The sequence below is a fragment of the Nostoc sp. ChiQUE02 genome (assembly GCF_034531305.2).
Taxonomy (GTDB): domain Bacteria; phylum Cyanobacteriota; class Cyanobacteriia; order Cyanobacteriales; family Nostocaceae; genus Nostoc.
Genome location: NZ_JAVRBN020000011.1, coordinates 17,634 through 35,780, shown reverse-complemented (window position 1 = coordinate 35,780; position 18,147 = coordinate 17,634). Strand labels below are relative to the sequence as shown.

11 protein-coding genes, 1 other RNA gene and 1 pseudogene are annotated in these 18,147 nt (G+C 41.7%); 4 read left to right on the top strand and 9 right to left on the bottom strand.

Annotated features, from left to right (window positions below; translation table 11 throughout):
* The first annotated feature begins 4 nt into the window (after positions 1 to 4).
* The 4 genes and pseudogenes from RM347_RS13945 (at position 5) to RM347_RS13930 (ending at position 4,724) form a co-directional block, all read left to right on the top strand.
* Positions 5 to 1,270 (top strand): annotated as a pseudogene (locus RM347_RS13945) (IS701 family transposase).
* A complete protein-coding gene (locus RM347_RS13940; protein ID WP_322717304.1) occupies positions 1,257 to 3,521 on the top strand; it encodes an efflux RND transporter permease subunit in 2,265 nt (754 codons plus the stop codon). Before RM347_RS13945 ends, RM347_RS13940 begins: the two are co-directional and overlap by 14 nt.
* A 127-nt stretch (positions 3,522 to 3,648) precedes the next feature.
* Positions 3,649 to 4,212 (top strand): Uma2 family endonuclease, encoded by a 564-nt coding sequence (locus RM347_RS13935; protein ID WP_322717303.1) that lies wholly within the window; start codon positions 3,649 to 3,651, stop codon positions 4,210 to 4,212.
* 8 nt (positions 4,213 to 4,220) lie between these two features.
* The gene (locus RM347_RS13930) at positions 4,221 to 4,724 is read left to right on the top strand and encodes a cobalamin biosynthesis protein (RefSeq protein WP_322717176.1); all 504 of its coding nucleotides are present in this window, start codon (positions 4,221 to 4,223) and stop codon (positions 4,722 to 4,724) included.
* A gap of 5 nt (positions 4,725 to 4,729) precedes the next feature.
* Here the strand turns inward: RM347_RS13930 and RM347_RS13925 are convergent, their stop codons facing one another.
* The 9 genes from RM347_RS13925 to RM347_RS13885 form a co-directional block, all read right to left on the bottom strand.
* Positions 4,730 to 5,083 carry a phage holin family protein gene (locus RM347_RS13925; protein WP_322717175.1) on the bottom strand — a complete coding sequence of 118 codons (354 nt, stop codon included), beginning with the start codon at positions 5,081 to 5,083 and terminating at the stop codon, positions 4,730 to 4,732.
* A gap of 384 nt (positions 5,084 to 5,467) precedes the next feature.
* Positions 5,468 to 6,517 carry a peptidoglycan-binding domain-containing protein gene (locus RM347_RS13920; RefSeq protein ID WP_322717174.1) on the bottom strand — a complete coding sequence of 350 codons (1,050 nt, stop codon included), beginning with the start codon at positions 6,515 to 6,517 and terminating at the stop codon, positions 5,468 to 5,470.
* 177 nt (positions 6,518 to 6,694) lie between these two features.
* Positions 6,695 to 7,975 (bottom strand): M16 family metallopeptidase, encoded by a 1,281-nt coding sequence (locus RM347_RS13915; RefSeq protein WP_322717173.1) that lies wholly within the window; start codon positions 7,973 to 7,975, stop codon positions 6,695 to 6,697.
* A 118-nt stretch (positions 7,976 to 8,093) separates the two neighbouring features.
* Entirely contained in the window at positions 8,094 to 9,359 is a 1,266-nt protein-coding gene (locus tag RM347_RS13910) for a M16 family metallopeptidase (protein ID WP_322717172.1), read from the bottom strand.
* A gap of 354 nt (positions 9,360 to 9,713) precedes the next feature.
* Complete coding sequence (locus RM347_RS13905; RefSeq protein ID WP_322717302.1) at positions 9,714 to 15,119, bottom strand: trifunctional serine/threonine-protein kinase/ATP-binding protein/sensor histidine kinase; 5,406 nt, start codon at positions 15,117 to 15,119, stop codon at positions 9,714 to 9,716.
* A 356-nt stretch (positions 15,120 to 15,475) separates the two neighbouring features.
* Positions 15,476 to 15,659, bottom strand: a non-coding RNA gene (gene ssrS, locus RM347_RS13900) — 6S RNA.
* Positions 15,660 to 15,720: 61 nt separating this feature from the next.
* Positions 15,721 to 16,875, bottom strand: a complete 1,155-nt coding sequence (locus tag RM347_RS13895; protein WP_322717301.1) for a 5-(carboxyamino)imidazole ribonucleotide synthase — start codon at positions 16,873 to 16,875, stop codon at positions 15,721 to 15,723.
* Positions 16,872 to 17,396, bottom strand: a complete 525-nt coding sequence (locus RM347_RS13890) for a pentapeptide repeat-containing protein (protein ID WP_322717171.1) — start codon at positions 17,394 to 17,396, stop codon at positions 16,872 to 16,874. Before RM347_RS13890 ends, RM347_RS13895 begins: the two co-directional genes overlap by 4 nt.
* Before the next feature lie 319 nt (positions 17,397 to 17,715).
* Positions 17,716 to 17,886, bottom strand: coding sequence for a lmo0937 family membrane protein (locus RM347_RS13885; RefSeq protein ID WP_428850554.1), 171 nt, complete (start codon positions 17,884 to 17,886; stop codon positions 17,716 to 17,718).
* Between the last annotated feature and the right edge of the window lie 261 nt (positions 17,887 to 18,147).

Sequence of the window (18,147 nt, the reverse complement as noted above, 5' to 3'; positions counted from 1 at the left end):
GCTCATGAAAGAAACTACCCCCGCAGCCATGCCACCATGCTTTGAAAGATGGTGCCAACGGTTTGATGATGTATTTACTCATAAAGCTCAAAAAAGAGAGTTTAGGCATTATTTGGGAGGATTATTGGGTGAAAGCGAGAGAAAAAATCTATTTCAGATTGCAGAAAACGCTATCGGGGTGAATTACTATCAATTACACCACTTTTTAACTGAAGCACCTTGGTCTGATTCCAAGATCAATGAAGGCGCTTAGAGATTATGAACAAGTGTAGTCAAACCAGGATTAGTAGAGGATTTAGTTTAATAATTGATGATTCTGGTCGGGAGCAAAAGTGGCAATTTTACTGATGGAGTGGGAAGGCAATACATTGGAGAAATTGGCAAGACGGATAATGGAATAGTAGTAGTAACAACTCATTTATATGATGGGAGAAAAAGCTTACCACTAGATATAGAGTTATATCAGCACGCCAGTTCTTTGACAGAAGGGAAGCAAGACTCAGAATTTCAGAAAAAACCGGAATTAGCACTGAAGTTAATAGACAGAACTATAGAAAGGAAATATCAACCAGGGATAGTAATTGTAGATGCGGGATATGGCAACAATACATCTTTCTTATTAGAGTTAGAGAAGAGACAATTAAAGTATTTAGGAGGATTAGCCAAAAATCGAAAAGTAACTGTTACTACCAAAGATAATATTCCACAACAAACTAGGCTAGATGAATTAGCACAAAGTCTACCCACAGAGGCTTATACGAAAATTCAACTAGACTTAGATAAACCTAAAACAGTATGGATTGTAACTAAAGAGATAGAGATACAACAACTGAAGGGAAAGCGAAATATTGCTATCGTCATGAACGCTGCGACTTTCTCAGAAGCTACTGATATTGACTATTTTATCACCAATTTTTCCTCATCAATTGTCACCCCTGAATGGATAGTTGAGACATATTCCCAAAGGAATTGGGTAGAAGTTTTCTATAGAGAAGCCAAAGGTTGGTTAGGTCTAAAAGAATATCAAGTTCGAGATAAAAGAAGTTTAATTAGGCATTTTACCTTAGTTTTTTGTGCCTATACTTTTATTCTTTGGCATCAGCTAACAGGAGGCTTGAGACGCAGGTGGGCAAACAAACCTTTGAACACTTTTACTGAAGCAATGGATGCCTTTAGAACGGCTATGTCTTATCGATTCTTCGATTGGTTGACGCTCAACCGTGACGTGTTTACTGCTTACAAAGCTAGTTTAGGCTATCTTTGGGCTTAATTTTTGTCTAAGTCCCGTTAGTAACTATATCGATCTGAATTTGCGAGATCAACTGCTGAGAACGCCAGGAGTTGGGGATTTAACAATTTTTGGTGAAAAGCAATATGCAATGAGGTTGTGGCTCGATCCGAATGCGCTGGCAAGTCGAGGCTTAACTGTGACAGATGTCTCTACGGCATTGCGATCGCAAAACATTCTCGCCGGAGCCGGAACCTTAGGTCAATCGCCTATCCCTCCAGGTCAAAGTTATGAAATTCCGTTGCGAATCAATGGTCAATTTAAAGATGCGTCAGAGTTTGAAAATCTAGTTATTCAAGCCGGAAGTAATGGCAATTTAATTAAACTCCAAGATGTCGGTGGTGCAGAACTTGGCTCGGAGACTTACACCAGCAATGCCAGAAATAATGGTAAGCCGTCAATTGGCATCGCAATTTATCAGTCACCTGGTAGTAACGCCCTGGATGTCTCGAAAAACGTTCAGGCTCAGATGAATGAGTTGATGAAAGACTTTCCACCAGGATTAAAAGCTGAAATTGTCTACGATACTGTTGGGTTTGTGCAAGCGTCACTCGAAGAAGTATTGAAAACACTAGTTGAAGCGATCGCCCTTGTCGTACTGGTAATTTTTCTGTTTCTGCAAAACTGGCGAGCCACAATTATTCCCCTGGTTGCCATTCCCGTTTCACTGATTGGGGCATTAGCATTCGCTTATATATTTAAATTCTCGTTGAATAATTTAACGTTATTTGGCTTAATTTTGGCGACAGGATTAGTCGTAGATGATGCCATTATCGTTGTTGAAGCGATCGCCCGCAAAATTGAACAGGGAATGCGACCACTGCAAGCATCAGTCGAGGCAATGGATGAACTTACCGGAGCGGTGGTTTCAACGTCGCTGGTATTGATGGCAGTTTTTATCCCGGTGGCATTTTTCCCAGGTTCGACAGGAAAAATGTATCAGCAGTTCGCGTTGATCATTGCTTTTTCAATCGCCATATCAACGTTTAATGCCCTTTCCTTTAATCCGAGTATATCTGCAATTTTGCTCCGCCCGCCTCGGCCTGCACGCGGCCCCCTTGGTTGGTTTTTTGGTCGTTTCAATCGAATTTTACAATGGATTATTGACAAGTATTTAGCGATCGTGAGTTTTCTGATTCGCCTTCGTTATGCGGTAATTGGATTATTTGTGGTTGGTTTAGCTGCGACTTATTTCATGTTTACCCATGTTCCCACCGGATTTGTTCCGAGTGAAGACCAGGGAATTGTCTTAGGTATTATTCAAGGCCCAGATGGAGTTGCCCTCAACTATACCGACCAAGTAATTACCAAACTCGAACAAATTCTCGAAAAAGAACCGGAGGTTGATAACATTTTCGCCACTTCGGGATTTGGCTTTGCAGGTAGTGGCTCAAATCGCGGCGTGTTCTTTGCAAAACTCAAGCCGTGGGAGGAGCGCACTCAACCCAATCAAACTGCCTCTGCAATCTTAGCCCGAATAAATAAAGAATTTGCAACGATTCCAGAAGCTATTATCACCGCAGTCAGTCCCCCACCAATTCAAGGCTTTAGTACTTTAGGGGGATTTGAATTACAGCTAGAAGACCGTACCAACGGAAGACTGACAATAAATGATTTTTATGCGAATGCTCAAGCGGTAATCGCCCAAGCAAATCAAAAACCAGCGCTCAAAGGCGGCGTTTTTACCCAGTTTACTGCTAGTACACCACAGTTTCAAATTGACTTCGATCGCACTCGTTTAGAAGCACTTAATATCGATTTTCAACAAGCTGTCAGCACACTCGGAGCTGCAATTGGCTCCCAGTATGTTAACGATTTTACTTTGGGACAGCGTAGCTACCGCGTATATGTTCAGGCAGATGCTAACTATCGGCGATCGCCTGATGATATTCGGCGGCTTTATGTGCGATCGGCAAATAACCAAATGGTGCCATTAAGTGAGGTTGCAAAAATCACACCTACTACAGGCCCATCTGTAATCTCTCATTACAACGGCTTCCGCGCGATCAATTTACAAGGTAGAGAAGCATCGGGCTACAGTAGTGGACAGGCAATTCAGGCAATGCAACAAGCGGTGACTGAAGCAGCAACGCCAGGTGTTGGCAGTGACTGGATTGGAACTGCTCGCGAAGAATTAAGTGCAGGTAACTTAGGGATTTTGATTTTTGGCTTCGGGATCATTATGGTGTTTCTGACGCTGGCTGCTCAGTATGAAAGTTATTGCTTAGGATGATTTTCAGCTAAACAAACTAGTACTTAATAATACAAGTAGTGAAATACTAAATTGCTCTTATTCTCTGCTTAATGTAGGTTAATCAGAATTGCTGGACTTTGAAGAGGATGTATGGAGGCGATCGCTTATGGTACGGACACCATCAAAAAACATAACTTTAGCAGAGTTTCTAATGTTACCAGAAACAAAGCCCGCTAGTGAATACATCGATGGTCAAATTATTCAAAAACCTATGCCACAGGGAAAGCACAGTACAATTCAAGGTGAAATGGTTAGCACTATCAACTTAACGGTGAAGCCCAAGCGAATTGCTCGTGCTTTTCCAGAGCTGCGGTGTACTTTTGGTGGAAGGTCAATAGTGCCAGATATTTCTGTGTTTACTTGGCAAAGAATTCCTCGTGATGAAAATGGTGAAGTTGCTAACGTATTCCAAGCAGCTCCTGATTGGACTATCGAGATTCTATCGCCTGACCAAAGACAAACAAAAGTTACAAAAAATATTCTGCATTGCCTGAATTATGAAACCCAAATGGGTTGGCTGATCGATCCAGAAGAACAAACGGTATTTGTGTACATCCGCAATCAACAGCCAGTCATGTTGGATGAATTAGAAGCTTTACTTCCTGTGCCAGATTTTGCAAGTGAGTTGAGGCTGACAGTAGGAGATTTTTTTGGTTGGCTGTTGGAGTAAACCCAAACATGTCAAAAGGTGACGAACTCAGTAAGGAAATACACCAAATACAACAGGTTTTATGGGTAGGAATAGGTTGTAAACGGGGAATCTCACGGCAGTTGATTGATCGGGGAATTGAGCAAGTCTTTCGAGAAAATCAACTTTTTCAAAGTGCGATCGCAGGTATTGCTACCATCGATACTAAAGCCTCAGAAGTCGGCTTAGTAGAATTTTGTCACCTACGCAATTTGCCCCTAAAAACCTTTTCTGCGGAAATCCTTCGCTCTGTATATGTCCCCAACCCTGCCACAATTACCGACCACAAAGTAGGTACACCTAGCGTAGCAGAAGCAGCTGCTATTCTTGCAGCCTCCCAACTCACATCGTTGACTGTTTTCGCTTTTACAAGCATAGAGAAATTGCCGATGAGGTTCTTAGTTCCTAAACGAATTTTCCAGCTACCAGGGCAAGCAGGAGCGTTAACATTAGCTGTTGCCCAAGCTTCAAATATTAGTATTACAATTTACTAATTTTTCTAGTCAACAACTCTCAAAAAATAGTTAATTATGCTAGAAACAATTGCTAGCACAATTGAACCTAACAAAGCAGGTAAAAAGCCCTGAATCTCAAAACCAGTACCAGGAGTTAGGGCACTTGCCAGCCAAAGAGTTAAGGCGTTGATCACTAATGTAAATAAACCAAAGGTGAGTAAGGTAATCGGAAATGTCAAAATCCGCAAAATTGGTCTAATAAATGCATTAACCAGACCAATAACAAGGGCAGCGACCAAGGCAGTCAGAAAATTCTTGATAAAGAATCCCGGAACGATATTAGCAGTAATGAATAACGCCACCGCAGTACCGAGCCAAGTTAATAAAAAATGTTGCATAAGTTTTTGTAGAGGAATTAGCAGTAAGTTTAATTAATTTCACTATTGCCATCTGTGATCTGTAACACCATCAGTTGTAGCTGTATCTAGCTCCTAAAGTTCTCGTAGTCTCTTATCAGCCCAAAAGTAATGTAATTTTTTAGCGATCGCATAGAAAGATACTTTCAATCAGGGTATCTTTATCGTATTGCAGGATGTACCACGAATTAAATTCATCAAAAATAATATGAGTAGCAAAACTCCTATAGAGGTTTCTCAATCGAGAGAAACCTCTATACCTAAAAGAGGGTATCTAGCACTAGCAAGTTCCAAAGTCATTCAGGGAACTGGCAAAAGTGCACTATAGTGGATGGCAACTTTAATCTCAGCCTAACGCTGTTGGGGCTAACGCCGCAAAAGAACCTCCCAGGTAGAGCCACCAACTACGCCGTCAGCTTCTAAAGCATAGCGCTTTTGTGCAGCTTTCACAGCTGCCTCGGTTGTCACGCCAAAATCTCCATCGGCATCACCTTTCAAGAAACCAAGCTTTTTCAGTTGTTGTTGCAACTTTACAACTTCCGAACCACGTAATCCTATACGCAAAATTGGCAATCCTTCTGAGGTGTATTGAATACCAGGGGTTCGCTTAGTAGTTGTGTTTGACTGAGTTCGAGTAGTTGATGTAGCACGATTCGACGTTTTCCGTGTGCTTGAAGTTGTATTTTTTCTTGGGGTAGCAGGTCTTGGTTCAGGGTTGCTCGGAACTTGGGTTACAGCTTTTTTTGGGGTAGTAGGTCTTGGCTCAGGACTGCTCGGAACTTGGGTTACAGCTTTTTTTGGGGTAGTAGGTCTTGGTTCAGGGCTGCTCGGAACTTGGGTTACAGGTTGTCTTGGGGGATTAGGATTAGAATTTACAACGTTGGTGACGTTGTTAGCCTGGGTTGGAACAGGGAAATTTGTAGCTGAGTTAAATCTTGGCTGGGATGAAGGGACGGTTGATGCTACCACAGGTTCCTTAGGGAAAAGTCGTTGCCAAGTGCTGGCATCAACAATACCATCTGGGTTCAAACCAGCGGCTTGTTTAAACCGGGAAACAGCACTGGCAGTATTCTCACTATATGTACCATCTACGGCACCAGAGTAAAAACCCAAAAGTTTCAAAGCTGCCTGAAGTTCAGCTACACGTTCGCCTTGGCTACCAACTTTGAGGCTAGGGCGGTTGATACTATCTCCAGGATTTACTTGGGCTATTTTTTGTGGCGCTGCTATTGATACTACAGCCGTTGAGGCAATCAAGAGAGGCGTAGTGGAGAACAAGAGTATTTCAATGGCTGATAAAGATTTAGACCTCTTTGGCCACCAACCCTTTTGCCGTTTTTCCATTTTACAGCGATTTACAGTCGGGTCTAGTAATTTTAAGTAACTCAAAATACTTGCTGTCAGGCTGCTTTGCACGGAATTTACTCCCAGAAGATTCTCATGCTAATGGTACAGCCGCTTGGTCTAAAAAACAGCTGCTCATTTACAATATCTCCGACGGGCGTAGCTGCGGCACATAATCTAATAATCCAATACACTTGCTCCTTAACCCTTCTTAAACAGGAGGGAATTACAACAAGCCTAAGCGTAGGCTTAGTCCGTCGTAGACATCGCTCGATTAATTGCTTCTTCTTGACCAACTAAAGACAAGTAAGGCTCTTTTAAATACTTACAAGCTGCGGCGATCGCATCCTTGGCACTCACAGCCGCAATCAATTCTTGGAACTTTGTGTCAAAATCAATTCCTAAGCCCAAAATTTCATACCAGCCGTATATCTGAGCAATTTGCCCGTTCGTTTGTTTACCCAAGGCGTACTGTCCCAGGATCTTGTTTTTAGCAGCTTGGAGTGCGCTTTCGGATACTTCGTCGGTACACAATAAATCTACTTCTGTACGCAGTCCCTCTAGGGCAATGCTGGTATTCTCTGGTGCTGTACCCATATAAACCACAAACGACGCTGGAAATAGCCTTGTGGAGTAAAAAGCAGATACCTCGTAAGCTAAACCTCGCTTTTCCCGCAATTCGACAAACAAGCGACTAGAAAGCCCATTTCCCAAGTAGGTACACAGCAACTTCAGTGGGGCGTAGTCAACAGAACTCACTGATGTTCCCAAGTAACCAAGCATCACGATTGATTGTTGTGTCTGTATTGGCTTCAGCCTTACCTGCGGTTCCACCTTAATCTCAGGTAAATTTAGTATTGGCAGTGCTTGGGCTGGCGCTTGCCAATCAGCAAAAACTTCTTCCACCAATGCGACTGCATCTGTAGGTGTGACTCTACCAGCAATACTAATTACTACATTATCTGGACGAAAATAAGTCTGGTGATACTCCACTAAATCCGCACGAGTTAAGCGGCTCATAGTGGTTTCATCTCCCAGCACTGACATGGAGTATGGATGATTTTGGTACATTACCTGCCGCATTTGTTCAAAGGCGACGGTGAACGGTTGCTCTTTTTGCGAACGAATATCCTGGAGTGCTAAACGCCGTTCTAGTTCCACTTGAGTTTCGGGAAAAGTAGGCGATCGCAAAATTCGCCCTGCCAATGCTAAAATTTCCGCAAAATCGGATGTTACCGTCTTGAAAGATAGCAAAAAATAATCAGTGCCAGCATCCGCACTCAAACTCGCCCCTACAGACTCGACAATTTCTGCAATTTCCAAGCTAGAAAGTCCATCGCATCCCTTTGTCATCACTGCTGATAGCAAATGTGCCAACCCTGCTTGCTCCCGGTTTTCGTTACAACTACCGGCACGCACAAAGATTCGCGCTGCAATAATATCCGCAGCAGGATTTTCTGCCACCAGTACGACAATGCCATTGTTCAATACGGTGCGATGCATAGGTGATTTTTGCAGCAAGGTTGTCATTTGTCCTTTGTCCTTTGTCCTTTGTCATTTGTCCTTTGCCTTTTGTCATTGGTCATTTGTCTTTTGCTAATGACTAATACTTCGACTTCGCTCAGTACAAGTGACTAATGACTAATGACTAACACGGTTTAAGTACAGTAACCGCGTAATTCTCCGGTGACAGATACTGTTTAGCTAATTTTTGCAGTTCTTTGGCATCAAAAGACTGAATCTGCTGGGGATATGTCACAGCTAATTCAGCTTGGGCAATGGTATTGTAATACCCATAAAGCCCCGTTAGCTGATTTGGCGTTTCAGTAGAAAACGCATACTCGTTACATAACAGCCTGCGTGTACGGGCAAGTTCCTGTTCACTAATTCCTGTAGTCTGCAAATCATCCAAATGAGCGCAAATCAAGGACTCAACTTCCTCGAGATTTTCTGGTTCTAACCAAGCAGTAATTGTAAATAAACTTGATTCCCGTTGTAGAGAAAAACTACTGCAAATTCCTTGTACCAATTGCAAATCTTCTCGCAAATCACGCACTAAACGCGAAGTCCGCCCTTCTGCCAATAACACCGATAACAAATCTAAACCATAGCCAGTGCGGATTTCTTCAACTCCTGGTACCAGCCACGCCATCAACAATCGCGCTTGCTCTATGCGTGGTAAACACAGTTCTTGACGGTGAATTCCTGTTATGACTGGCTTTGTCACTGTCTCAAACTGCGGACAATTCGAGCGTTCGGCAAAATCAGCAAATGAACGATTTACCATTTCCCAAGCTGGTTGCTGGGCTATACCCCCTGCAATCACCACCGTCATGTTTTCCGGCTGATAGTGAGTGCGGTGAAAACAGCGCATTGCTTCTGGTGACTGCTGCATCAGTTCTTGCTCAGTACCCAGCACCGAACGTCCGTAAGGATGATGCGGATAGATGCTTTGAATCAGAGCTTGGAATCCTATCCAGTCGGAATCGTCCTGACAAGAACGAATTTCCTCTAGCACCACGTCCCGTTCGCGGCTAAATTCATCTTCTGGAATTGCCGCATTGAGCAGTAGTTCTCCCAAGTAGGGCAGAGTATCTTTTAAATAAGGGGCAGCTGTCGTGAGTGAATAATGAGCATAATCATAGCTTGTCGCCGCATTACTTACGCCACCCCGGTTTTCAACTTTGGAATCGAACATTCCAGGGGGAAGCGTTGCCGTACCTTTAAAGATCATGTGTTCTAAAAAGTGCGCCATCCCAAACCACGGTTTTGGTTCTAAGCTTGCTCCAGCACGCACCCAAACATCCGCCACAACTACAGGAGTAGTAGGAATTTCTTGATGAATAAACGTTAAACCACTGTCTAGTCGGAAGACCGAGGCTGGAAATACGGTATTAGTTAGTTGTTTTAACAATTTTTGTAGCTTTAACCACAATTCAACGCAATTGTGTCATCTTAACTCTGAACGATACCTCATTTAGAATCAAGTTATACAGATTTAGTAAAATTGTGCTATTGCTGTCCTCCAGATTACCGAAAAATTAGAAGCTTTATGCATTGAGAGGAAAATCGCAATATTACAGCAGATTTCAACGCGTCTGAAAAACTGACACGTTAGAGAGACGCGATAAATCGCCGTCTCTACAAAGAATGTACTCGTCAATTATTCCTTGACAAACTATTATTTCCGACTTGTGTACACCGTAGCCCCTTACCAAGAGGAGGGTTGGGGAGGCGGTGTACCTTATGTATTTGTAAAACACTGTAGTTAAAACACCGGTATTTCAATGACAAATTCTGTTCCTTCACCAAGTACAGAATTGCACCTCAACCGCCCATTATGGGTTTCCTCGACAATTTGACGAGCGATCGCTAATCCTAATCCTGTTCCCTTCCCAACCTCTTTTGTGGTAAACAGGTGGTCAAAGATCCTTGCTCTAATCTCCTCTGGCATCCCCTGACCGTTATCTTTGATGCAAATTGTCACCTTGTGGTCACTGGATACTTCGGTGTTAATCAATATTTGGTGATGGTTAGCTTGCGCTTGGGCAAAAGAAAGCCCCTCAGTGGATGTATCTAAGGCATCAATTGCATTAGCAAGGATGTTCATAAATACTTGATTTAATTGTCCTAAAAAGCACTTTACTAGTGGTAATTTACCGTATTCGGTGATAACTTCAATTGCTGGACGCTTTTCGTTAGCTTTGAGGCGATACTTCAAAATTAACAGCGTACTCTCAATCCCTTCGTGGAGATTACAAGCAACTTTTTCGGTTGTATCGGCTCTGGAGAAAGTGCGAAGACTAATGCTAATGTCTTTAATCCGTTCGCTTGCCACCTTCATTGAGCTTACGAGCTTTGGTAAGTCTTGAGTCAAGAATTCTAGGTCAATTTCTTCGCCATGCTCAATGACTGCGATCGCAGAAGTGGGATGATGTTGTTGGTAGCATTGGATATGGGCGAGTAAGTCTTGAATATACTCTTCGGCATTGTTAAGGCTGCCTTTCAAAAATCCAATGGGATTATTAATTTCATGTGCCACCCCAGCAACCAAATTACCCAAGGTTGCCATTTTTTCATTTTGCACCATTTGTAGTTGGGTATGCTCTAGTTCTTGTAGCGATCGCTCTAGTTGATGAGCATAATTTTGAGATTCTTGATAAAGACGGGCATTTTCTAGAGAGATGGCGGCTTGAGCGCATAGCAGTTGGATAACTTCGGTGCGATCGCTTGTAAATGCGCCAATCGTCAACTTATTTTCCAGATATAGTAACCCGATTAATTGGCCATGACGCAAAATCGGCGTACACAACACACTTTTGGGTTGTTGCTGCATCAAATATTGGTCAGTAATAAAATCGTTTTTTACTGTTGCATTATCCAGCACCACAGTTTTTAAGCTGTGTTTGACATAGTTTACCAATGCGATCGGAATGTTTTGGCTGCTTGACAATGGTACAGATACTAGAGTCACCCCTTCATTGATGGTGGCTACAGCTTTAACCACTAAGTTGCCCTGTTCGAATACAAGTAGGGCAGCTTTTTTCGCTCCAGCATTTTCCATTACCACTTGCAAAAGAGTCGCGAGCAATTGCTCTAATTGAATTTCACTGGAGAGAACTTGTGCGGCTTTAAAGATGGTGGCAAAATCGAGAGCTTCAGAAATACTGCTGCTAGAAAGATTTGTGTGGATGGTTTGATGGGGGAATGACGAGCCATCAATGGTTGAACTCAGTTGTAAGTGATGATGCTGCCCTTGTAAGATGGGAGCCAGAAGTTGAGGATAGCGTTTTTCTAAATCCTCAGTTTTGGTTTTAGCGCCCCAACGAGCATAACAGTAATAAGCTTCTTGCATATAAACTTGGGCAATTTTTTGTTTGCCCCAGTTTAGGTAGAACTTGGCAGCTAGCTCATTGCTCAAAGCTTCTTCTTGGATATATTCGTTTTCTTTCGCTAGAGTTATGGCGCGATCGTACAGTTCCATTGCTGCCATTTTTTCGCCCAGAACCCGATGGCGTTCTGCTTCCACCAAATCAAATTTGTGCTGGAAATTCATCGGTGCAAATTTGGCTCGAAACTGCAATTTTTCCTGATTTTCGCCAACCTTTAAGAGTAATTGCTCCTGTTGAGATGGTTCCGCCGTTGGATAGACAGCAAGCCGAGATAAAGAATCGTAGTAGTAGAAAACAGGCACAGATAGCATTCCTGCGCCACCGTTGAGGTATTGCTCTCCCTGATTTGCATTCTCAACTGCCGCCGGAAAATTCTCAAACAAATAATTGAGTGTTAATTTACTTAGGAAAAATACATGAAGTGTTAATTCGTCATTTTCTTTAATGAGCGCAGATAATAGTTGTTCATCTTGATAATCTTCACCAATGAAGCGCTCTGGATTATCGCTAGATTCGGTTAAATTGTTAATGCTTTGACAGATTATATTCGACCAATTTAATAAGCGCTGATTTTGGGCGAAATTAGACTCGTAAGCTTTGATATCTGCTAGCAAGACTTCCAAAACTTCTGTGCCACTTAAATAGACATAAAATAACTTGAAAATCATTGATGCCAGCACATGAAAAAAATCGCCTGTTTCTAATCCAAGACTATGGGATTCCTGTAATAAACTAATTGAGGTGCGAACATGTTGTTTATTAAATTGATTCAATGCACTCACTTTAAATAGAGTCATGCTTTGAACAGATTTTGCTTTAAATTTATCTACAAGTATTAAAGCTAGCTGGCCAAATTCGTAGCCTGACTCGATTTGGTTACAAATATTAAGTACAATTCCAAAATCTGCATATCCTGGTGCAGAAAGTGGTGCATTGCCGTATTTAAGACATACATTCACCTCTTCGCAGGCAATAATTGGGAACAGATAAGGCGCAGCCTGATGGATGGCGGGAGCAATGCTAGCCATAATCCGCAAAGCAACCAAAGCTTTGGTATCGTCCATCAATGGCAAATCAACTAAGCCCTCAATACTTCTGGCTGCCAAAGTAGAGAGCGTATTGACTACATATTGCTGAATGTCTGGAGGTGTTACTGATTCAGGTAATGTTACCCCAAGTTGAGCCAGAAGTTCACGCCCAGTTGCGATCGCTTTGAATGATTGATTCCGTACCTGATCGGCTTGGAGTTGCACTTCATAAACTTTCACCCTATCCAGTAAGGTGGTTGTTTCTTCCATGACAACCTGGATAAGAGATTCCATCTGCTCAAATTCATTGTTGAGAAAGGTAGCTTCGGCAGCTTCTTCGTATAAACTTCGAGTCAGTTCATAGGCGATTTTCCAACTATTAATTGTCAGCAATTGCATTCCCGACTTGAGATAATGAATTGCTGCACCATAAGCAGTAGCTTCTTTCGCTTTTCGACCAGCATTCAAATTTAACTGAGCTAATTGTTGACGTTCACTTAGCTGGGTGATTAGCGCTATTCCACAATTCAACTGACTGACAATCTCAAAAATTCGCTCCTCTTGCTGAGACTCAGAGGTATTTTGCAAGAGTAATTGGCCAATTTTAAGATGGGTAAATTGTTTCTCTTTATCTGGAATTAGCGAATAGGCAGCTTGCTGCACGCGATCGTGTAAAAATTTGTAGATAGGGACTTGTAAATTGGAATTTAGAGGATTTGAGTTACAATCATGCCCACTATCTTGAAAGAATTTATAAACTTCGCTAGTAGGTAAAACTAACCCTTCTTGCAAAGCTTTCCATAAAGATGCTGCTGTTTCAATTTCCGATTGTTCAGAAACAATTGCTAAGGTTAGCAAATCAAACTGGTTGCCAATACATGCGGCTAATTTCAACACATTTTGCGTTGCTGTTGGCAACTTCTGCAACTGTAGCGCTACGAACTCTACCACATCATCGGTCAGAGCAAGTGCCTTCACAGCAGCAATATCACATTGCCAGTAACTTTGAGCAAAATTAAAAGTAATTAGTCCATCTTCATATAATGCTTTGAGAAATTGCGTTGCAAAAAATGGATTGCCTTGAGTTTTTTGATAGACGAGTTGCGTTAGGGGTTGGGCAATTTCACTTGAACAACTAAAGGTATCAACCATCAATTGATTTAAACTAGCTTTATTTAACGGAGCTAAAGCAATAGTATGAATCGTAGCATTGGCTTTGCAAATATCCGCTAAAGTCAACATTAACGGATGCGCGGTAGATACTTCATTATCTCGATAAGCTCCAATTAAAAGTAAAGCTCCACTTCCTGATTCGCTCATCAACAACTGCATCAATTTGAGTGATGCAGAATCAGCCCACTGCAAATCATCAAGGAAAATTACTAGTGGATGTTCTTTTGTGGTGAATACCTGAATGAATTTTTGAAAGAGTAAATTAAAGCGATTCTGTGCTGCACTTGGTGAAAGTTCGGTTGCAGGTAGTTGTTGACCAATAATTTGTTCGAGTTCTGGAATTACTTCAAGAATAACTTGCCCCTGATCGCCCAGCACTTGTAAAATTTCACTTTTCCAAGTTGACAATTGAGTATCACTTTCACTGAGCAATTGTCCCATTAAGTCTCGAAATGCCTGCACAAAAGCCGAGAAAGGAATATTACGATTAAATTGGTCAAATTTGCCTTTTATAAAGTAACCTCTTTGTCGGACAATGGGTTTGTGAACCTCGTTGACCAAAGCAGTTTTACCAATACCAGAAAAACCAGCCACTAACATTAGTTCCGTCTGATTGTTGGTAACGCGGTCAAAGGCTTTGAGCAGAGTTTCAACTTCAGGCTCACGACCATAGAGTTTTTCTGGGATAATAAAGCGATCGCACACATCCCGTTGAGCAATTGGAAAACTTGCAATTTCCCCCGTTTCTTTTAGCTGACGTAAACAATTTTCTAAATCATATTTCAGCCCAAATGCGCTCTGATAGCGATCTTCGGCATTTTTCGCCATCAGTTTATTCACAATAGATGAGAGTACAGGCGCAATTTGCGGATTAATCTCATGTACTAAAAGCGGAAGTTTGGCAATATGATAATGTAGCAATTCCATCGGATCGTGCGATTGAAATGGTAATTGCCCTGTTAATAACTCGTAAAAAGTTACACCTAGAGAATAAAAATCAGTCCGGTAGTCAATTCCCCGATTCATTCGTCCAGTTTGCTCTGGTGATAAATAGCCAAGTGTCCCTTCTAACACATTAGGACTCATCAAAATTTGAGTTTCCCGTGGCAACAGAGATGCAATACTAAAGTCTATTAACTTAACTTCTTTAGTTTGTGGATTGATTAAAATATTGGCGGGTTTAATATCTTTGTGAATGACCCGATGGCGAATTAAAATATCTAATGTATTGCACAGTGCGATCGCTACTTGTAAAAACTCTTGTAGAGACACGATATATCGCGTCTCTACAGAGGTCAAATAATCTTTGAGAGAAATTCCCCCAAAGTCTTCCATCACTAACGCATAGCCATTCTGATAGGTTTCCAGGCTGTATGTTTGAATGATTCCAGGTAGATTTAAGTTTTTGGCGATGGTGAACTGGTTCCGAAACTGTATCAATTCAATGAAACTGGGATAAACAGTTTTCATCAGCTTAATCACCACAGATTTTTGGTCATTTTCTCGATTAGCACAATAAACCAAGGTTCGAGAACCATTGTAGAGTTCTTTGCTAACGTGATATCCGGGAATGCTGACCATACGGCTTAATTCTTGAGACTTCACTATTTAGTTTTCCCAAAAATATGGCAATATTTACTGTCAGTTAACTCATTTTGAGATGGCAGAAGGAATTAATTTTATGATGAGAAAGGAATCGATAACATATTGTACTGAACAACCTGGTAGCAGATGTTAAAAATACATCTCCAAAAATGAATGTAGAGACGTAGCATTGCTACGTCTCTACAAGCGGAGTGGAATTATTCAAGTTTAATAAGTACTCAACTAAACATGACATCACGTTAGTTTAGGATTTCTGGTTTTTACTACAAGTAATAATCATTTAAATAATTAAAGCTCCCAAATTCTAATTGATTTTGGGAGCTAATAATTTTAAGTTCACCGCGACGCCGTTTTACCTAAGTTTATGACCTGGTTTAACCAGGTGGGAACCTAAATTCCTCGTTTAAAGTTTCCGGGTACATGCCCGGTCTACTGCCACGAGAACTGTTTGACTCCCTTGTCTTTAAAGGCATAGATCAAAAAACTTGATGGCAGTCACCAACGTCGTAGTGCAACTTCACTCATTATAGCTTTCAAAAAGATGTTGTGTGTTCAACATCGAAAGTTTCTGAAAAATTTACCTGGGATACCAGATAGATTCTATAGTGTGGGCAATCGCAGTTGCCGATTCTCTATTTTGATAATCTAGTAAAACAGTAACATGTCCTAACTTCCGCCCAGGACGTGATTCTGTCTTCCCATACCAGTGAACGTGCGCCTGGGGAATTTCTGCTATTTGTTGACGCTGGCTTTGGTAGTCGCTGTGAGAATTTTCATACCCCAGTAGGTTGACCATCACAGCACCAGCGCACTGCAAAGCCGGATTTCCCAAAGGTAAACCACAAACGGCTCGAAGGTGCTGTTCAAACTGAGAAGTTTCACAGGCGTCAAGAGAAAAATGCCCAGAATTGTGAGTACGGGGCGCAATTTCATTTACCAACACTTTGCCATCACTACTGAGAAATAGCTCAATTCCAAAAAGTCCTACTACTTCTAGGCTATTTAATAGAGTATGTGCGATCGCTTGGATTTCTGCTACTTGATTGGGCGTAATCTGGGCTGGCGCAATCACCCGCCGACACACTTGTTGTTCTTGTTGGGTTTCTACCACTGGGTAAGTGACAATTTCTCCTTCTACAGAACGAGCTGCAATAATTGCTAGTTCTCTTTCAAAAGGTACAAACTCTTCTAACAAGAAAAGTGATTGATTTAAAGGCTTTGTTGTGCTGTCATAACTTAGCTTTTGCTGTAAAGTAGCAAAATCCGGAATTATGAAAGTACCCTGACCGTCATAACCGTGGCGTCGGGATTTGAGAACTGCTGGAAAACCTAGATATTCTATTTTTGATTTGATATTTTCGACCTCGTCAAGGGCGAAAAATCGAGGAACTGGTAAGCCCAAATCCCGTAAATAGCAGCGTTGGTGATATTTATCTAAAAGAGGAGCTAAAGCTTCTAATCTGGGGCGGAAACAAACGCCTTGCTGTGCTAAAAGAGATAAAGCTTGCAGGTTAACAAATTCGTTTTCAAAGGTGATGACATCGGATTTTCTAGCTAATATTTCTGTAGCACTGGCGTCATCTACCAAGGCGAAAACGATTTCCTGAGCAATTGACACGGCCGGGTCGTGTTCACTAGGAGTTTGTACTGCCAATTCTACTCCTAGCTTCTGTGCTGCATCCGCCATCATCCAGGCAAGTTGTCCGCCACCAATTACACCAACACGCTTCATTGACATCCTAGAGAATCACGAGTTTGCACACCTGTTTTGGAATTCACACCACTGGCTTTTGTACACAGTTCTTTGATTTGTGCCCGATCCAAAATTGCATCTGTAAAATCTGCACCGTCTATATTCACATCATTAAAGATGGCGCGGAGCAAAAGAGCTTCTTTGAAAACTGCATCGCTCAAATCTGCCTTAGTCAAGTTTACCTGATCAACCATTGCATTAGTTAAATCCGCTCCGTGGAGATTTGCTTTTGTCATCACCGAAGCGCTCATGACTGCTCCCCGCAAGTCAGCGTTTGCAAAGTTAGCCAGTTCCATATTGGCGTTAGAAAACTCCGCAGCTTGCAAACTTTCACCCGAAAAATCACGTCTTGACAACTCTGCATTGCTAAATGACAGTGGATGAGTCCAGTCTACTGCCAGTGCGGGATCAGCCACGCACCATATAATAATTCCTAGAAGGAATGCCAACCCTTGCCGCCAAAATATATCGAGAGCCAATTTGGTGTCTAATCGCTGCATTTAAGCTTACCGCATTTGAATATTAGCAAGACTGGATCATCCTAATTAAGATTCGCAGTCTTGCTACCGGACTTGGGGATGTATATTTCCCTAGCTTAATATTTTGTAACGCAAAAAGCGCATCACGGAACAGTGAGTTGTAGACATCGCTTCTCACCTTTAGATATGAAGCGGCAATTTTAGGAGCGTTCGCCTTTGGCGTTGGCGGAGCGAGCACTCATATATGTAGGTTTCCTAAGCAACTGAGGCACACTCAAATATTTTTTACCCAGGTTAGTAACTTTGAAAACCTACCTTACCAGATCGGGAGCCACTATATTTACACATCACGGGTTTTGAAAAAATTATAGATAGCAAGGCCAATAGCTAAAAGCAACACTGCATGAATTAAATTTCCGGCAATATGAAGTGCCAGTCCTAATGCCCAAAAAGCAATCAGTACAACAACAATACCCCAAAGTATACTCAACATATATTTTCTCTGAGTCAAGTAAGTTTTAATTTGTTCACATATCTTACTCCTAGTTTCACTTTGATTCTATTTACCCTCAGAGAGGTATAGAAATTTAAATCATCTTTCTTGAGAAATAAAATTAATTAAAAATTTACCTCTTGTCCTTAGCCGCAATCTCATTTCTTATTTTCCCTTTAACTGAGAAGTATTGAGATACCATGCATTTCTGGAAAAGAGATTGTGGGATGTGGAGTAAAAGAGCAAATATCACTTAATGCTCAATTTAGCTTAAGGGGG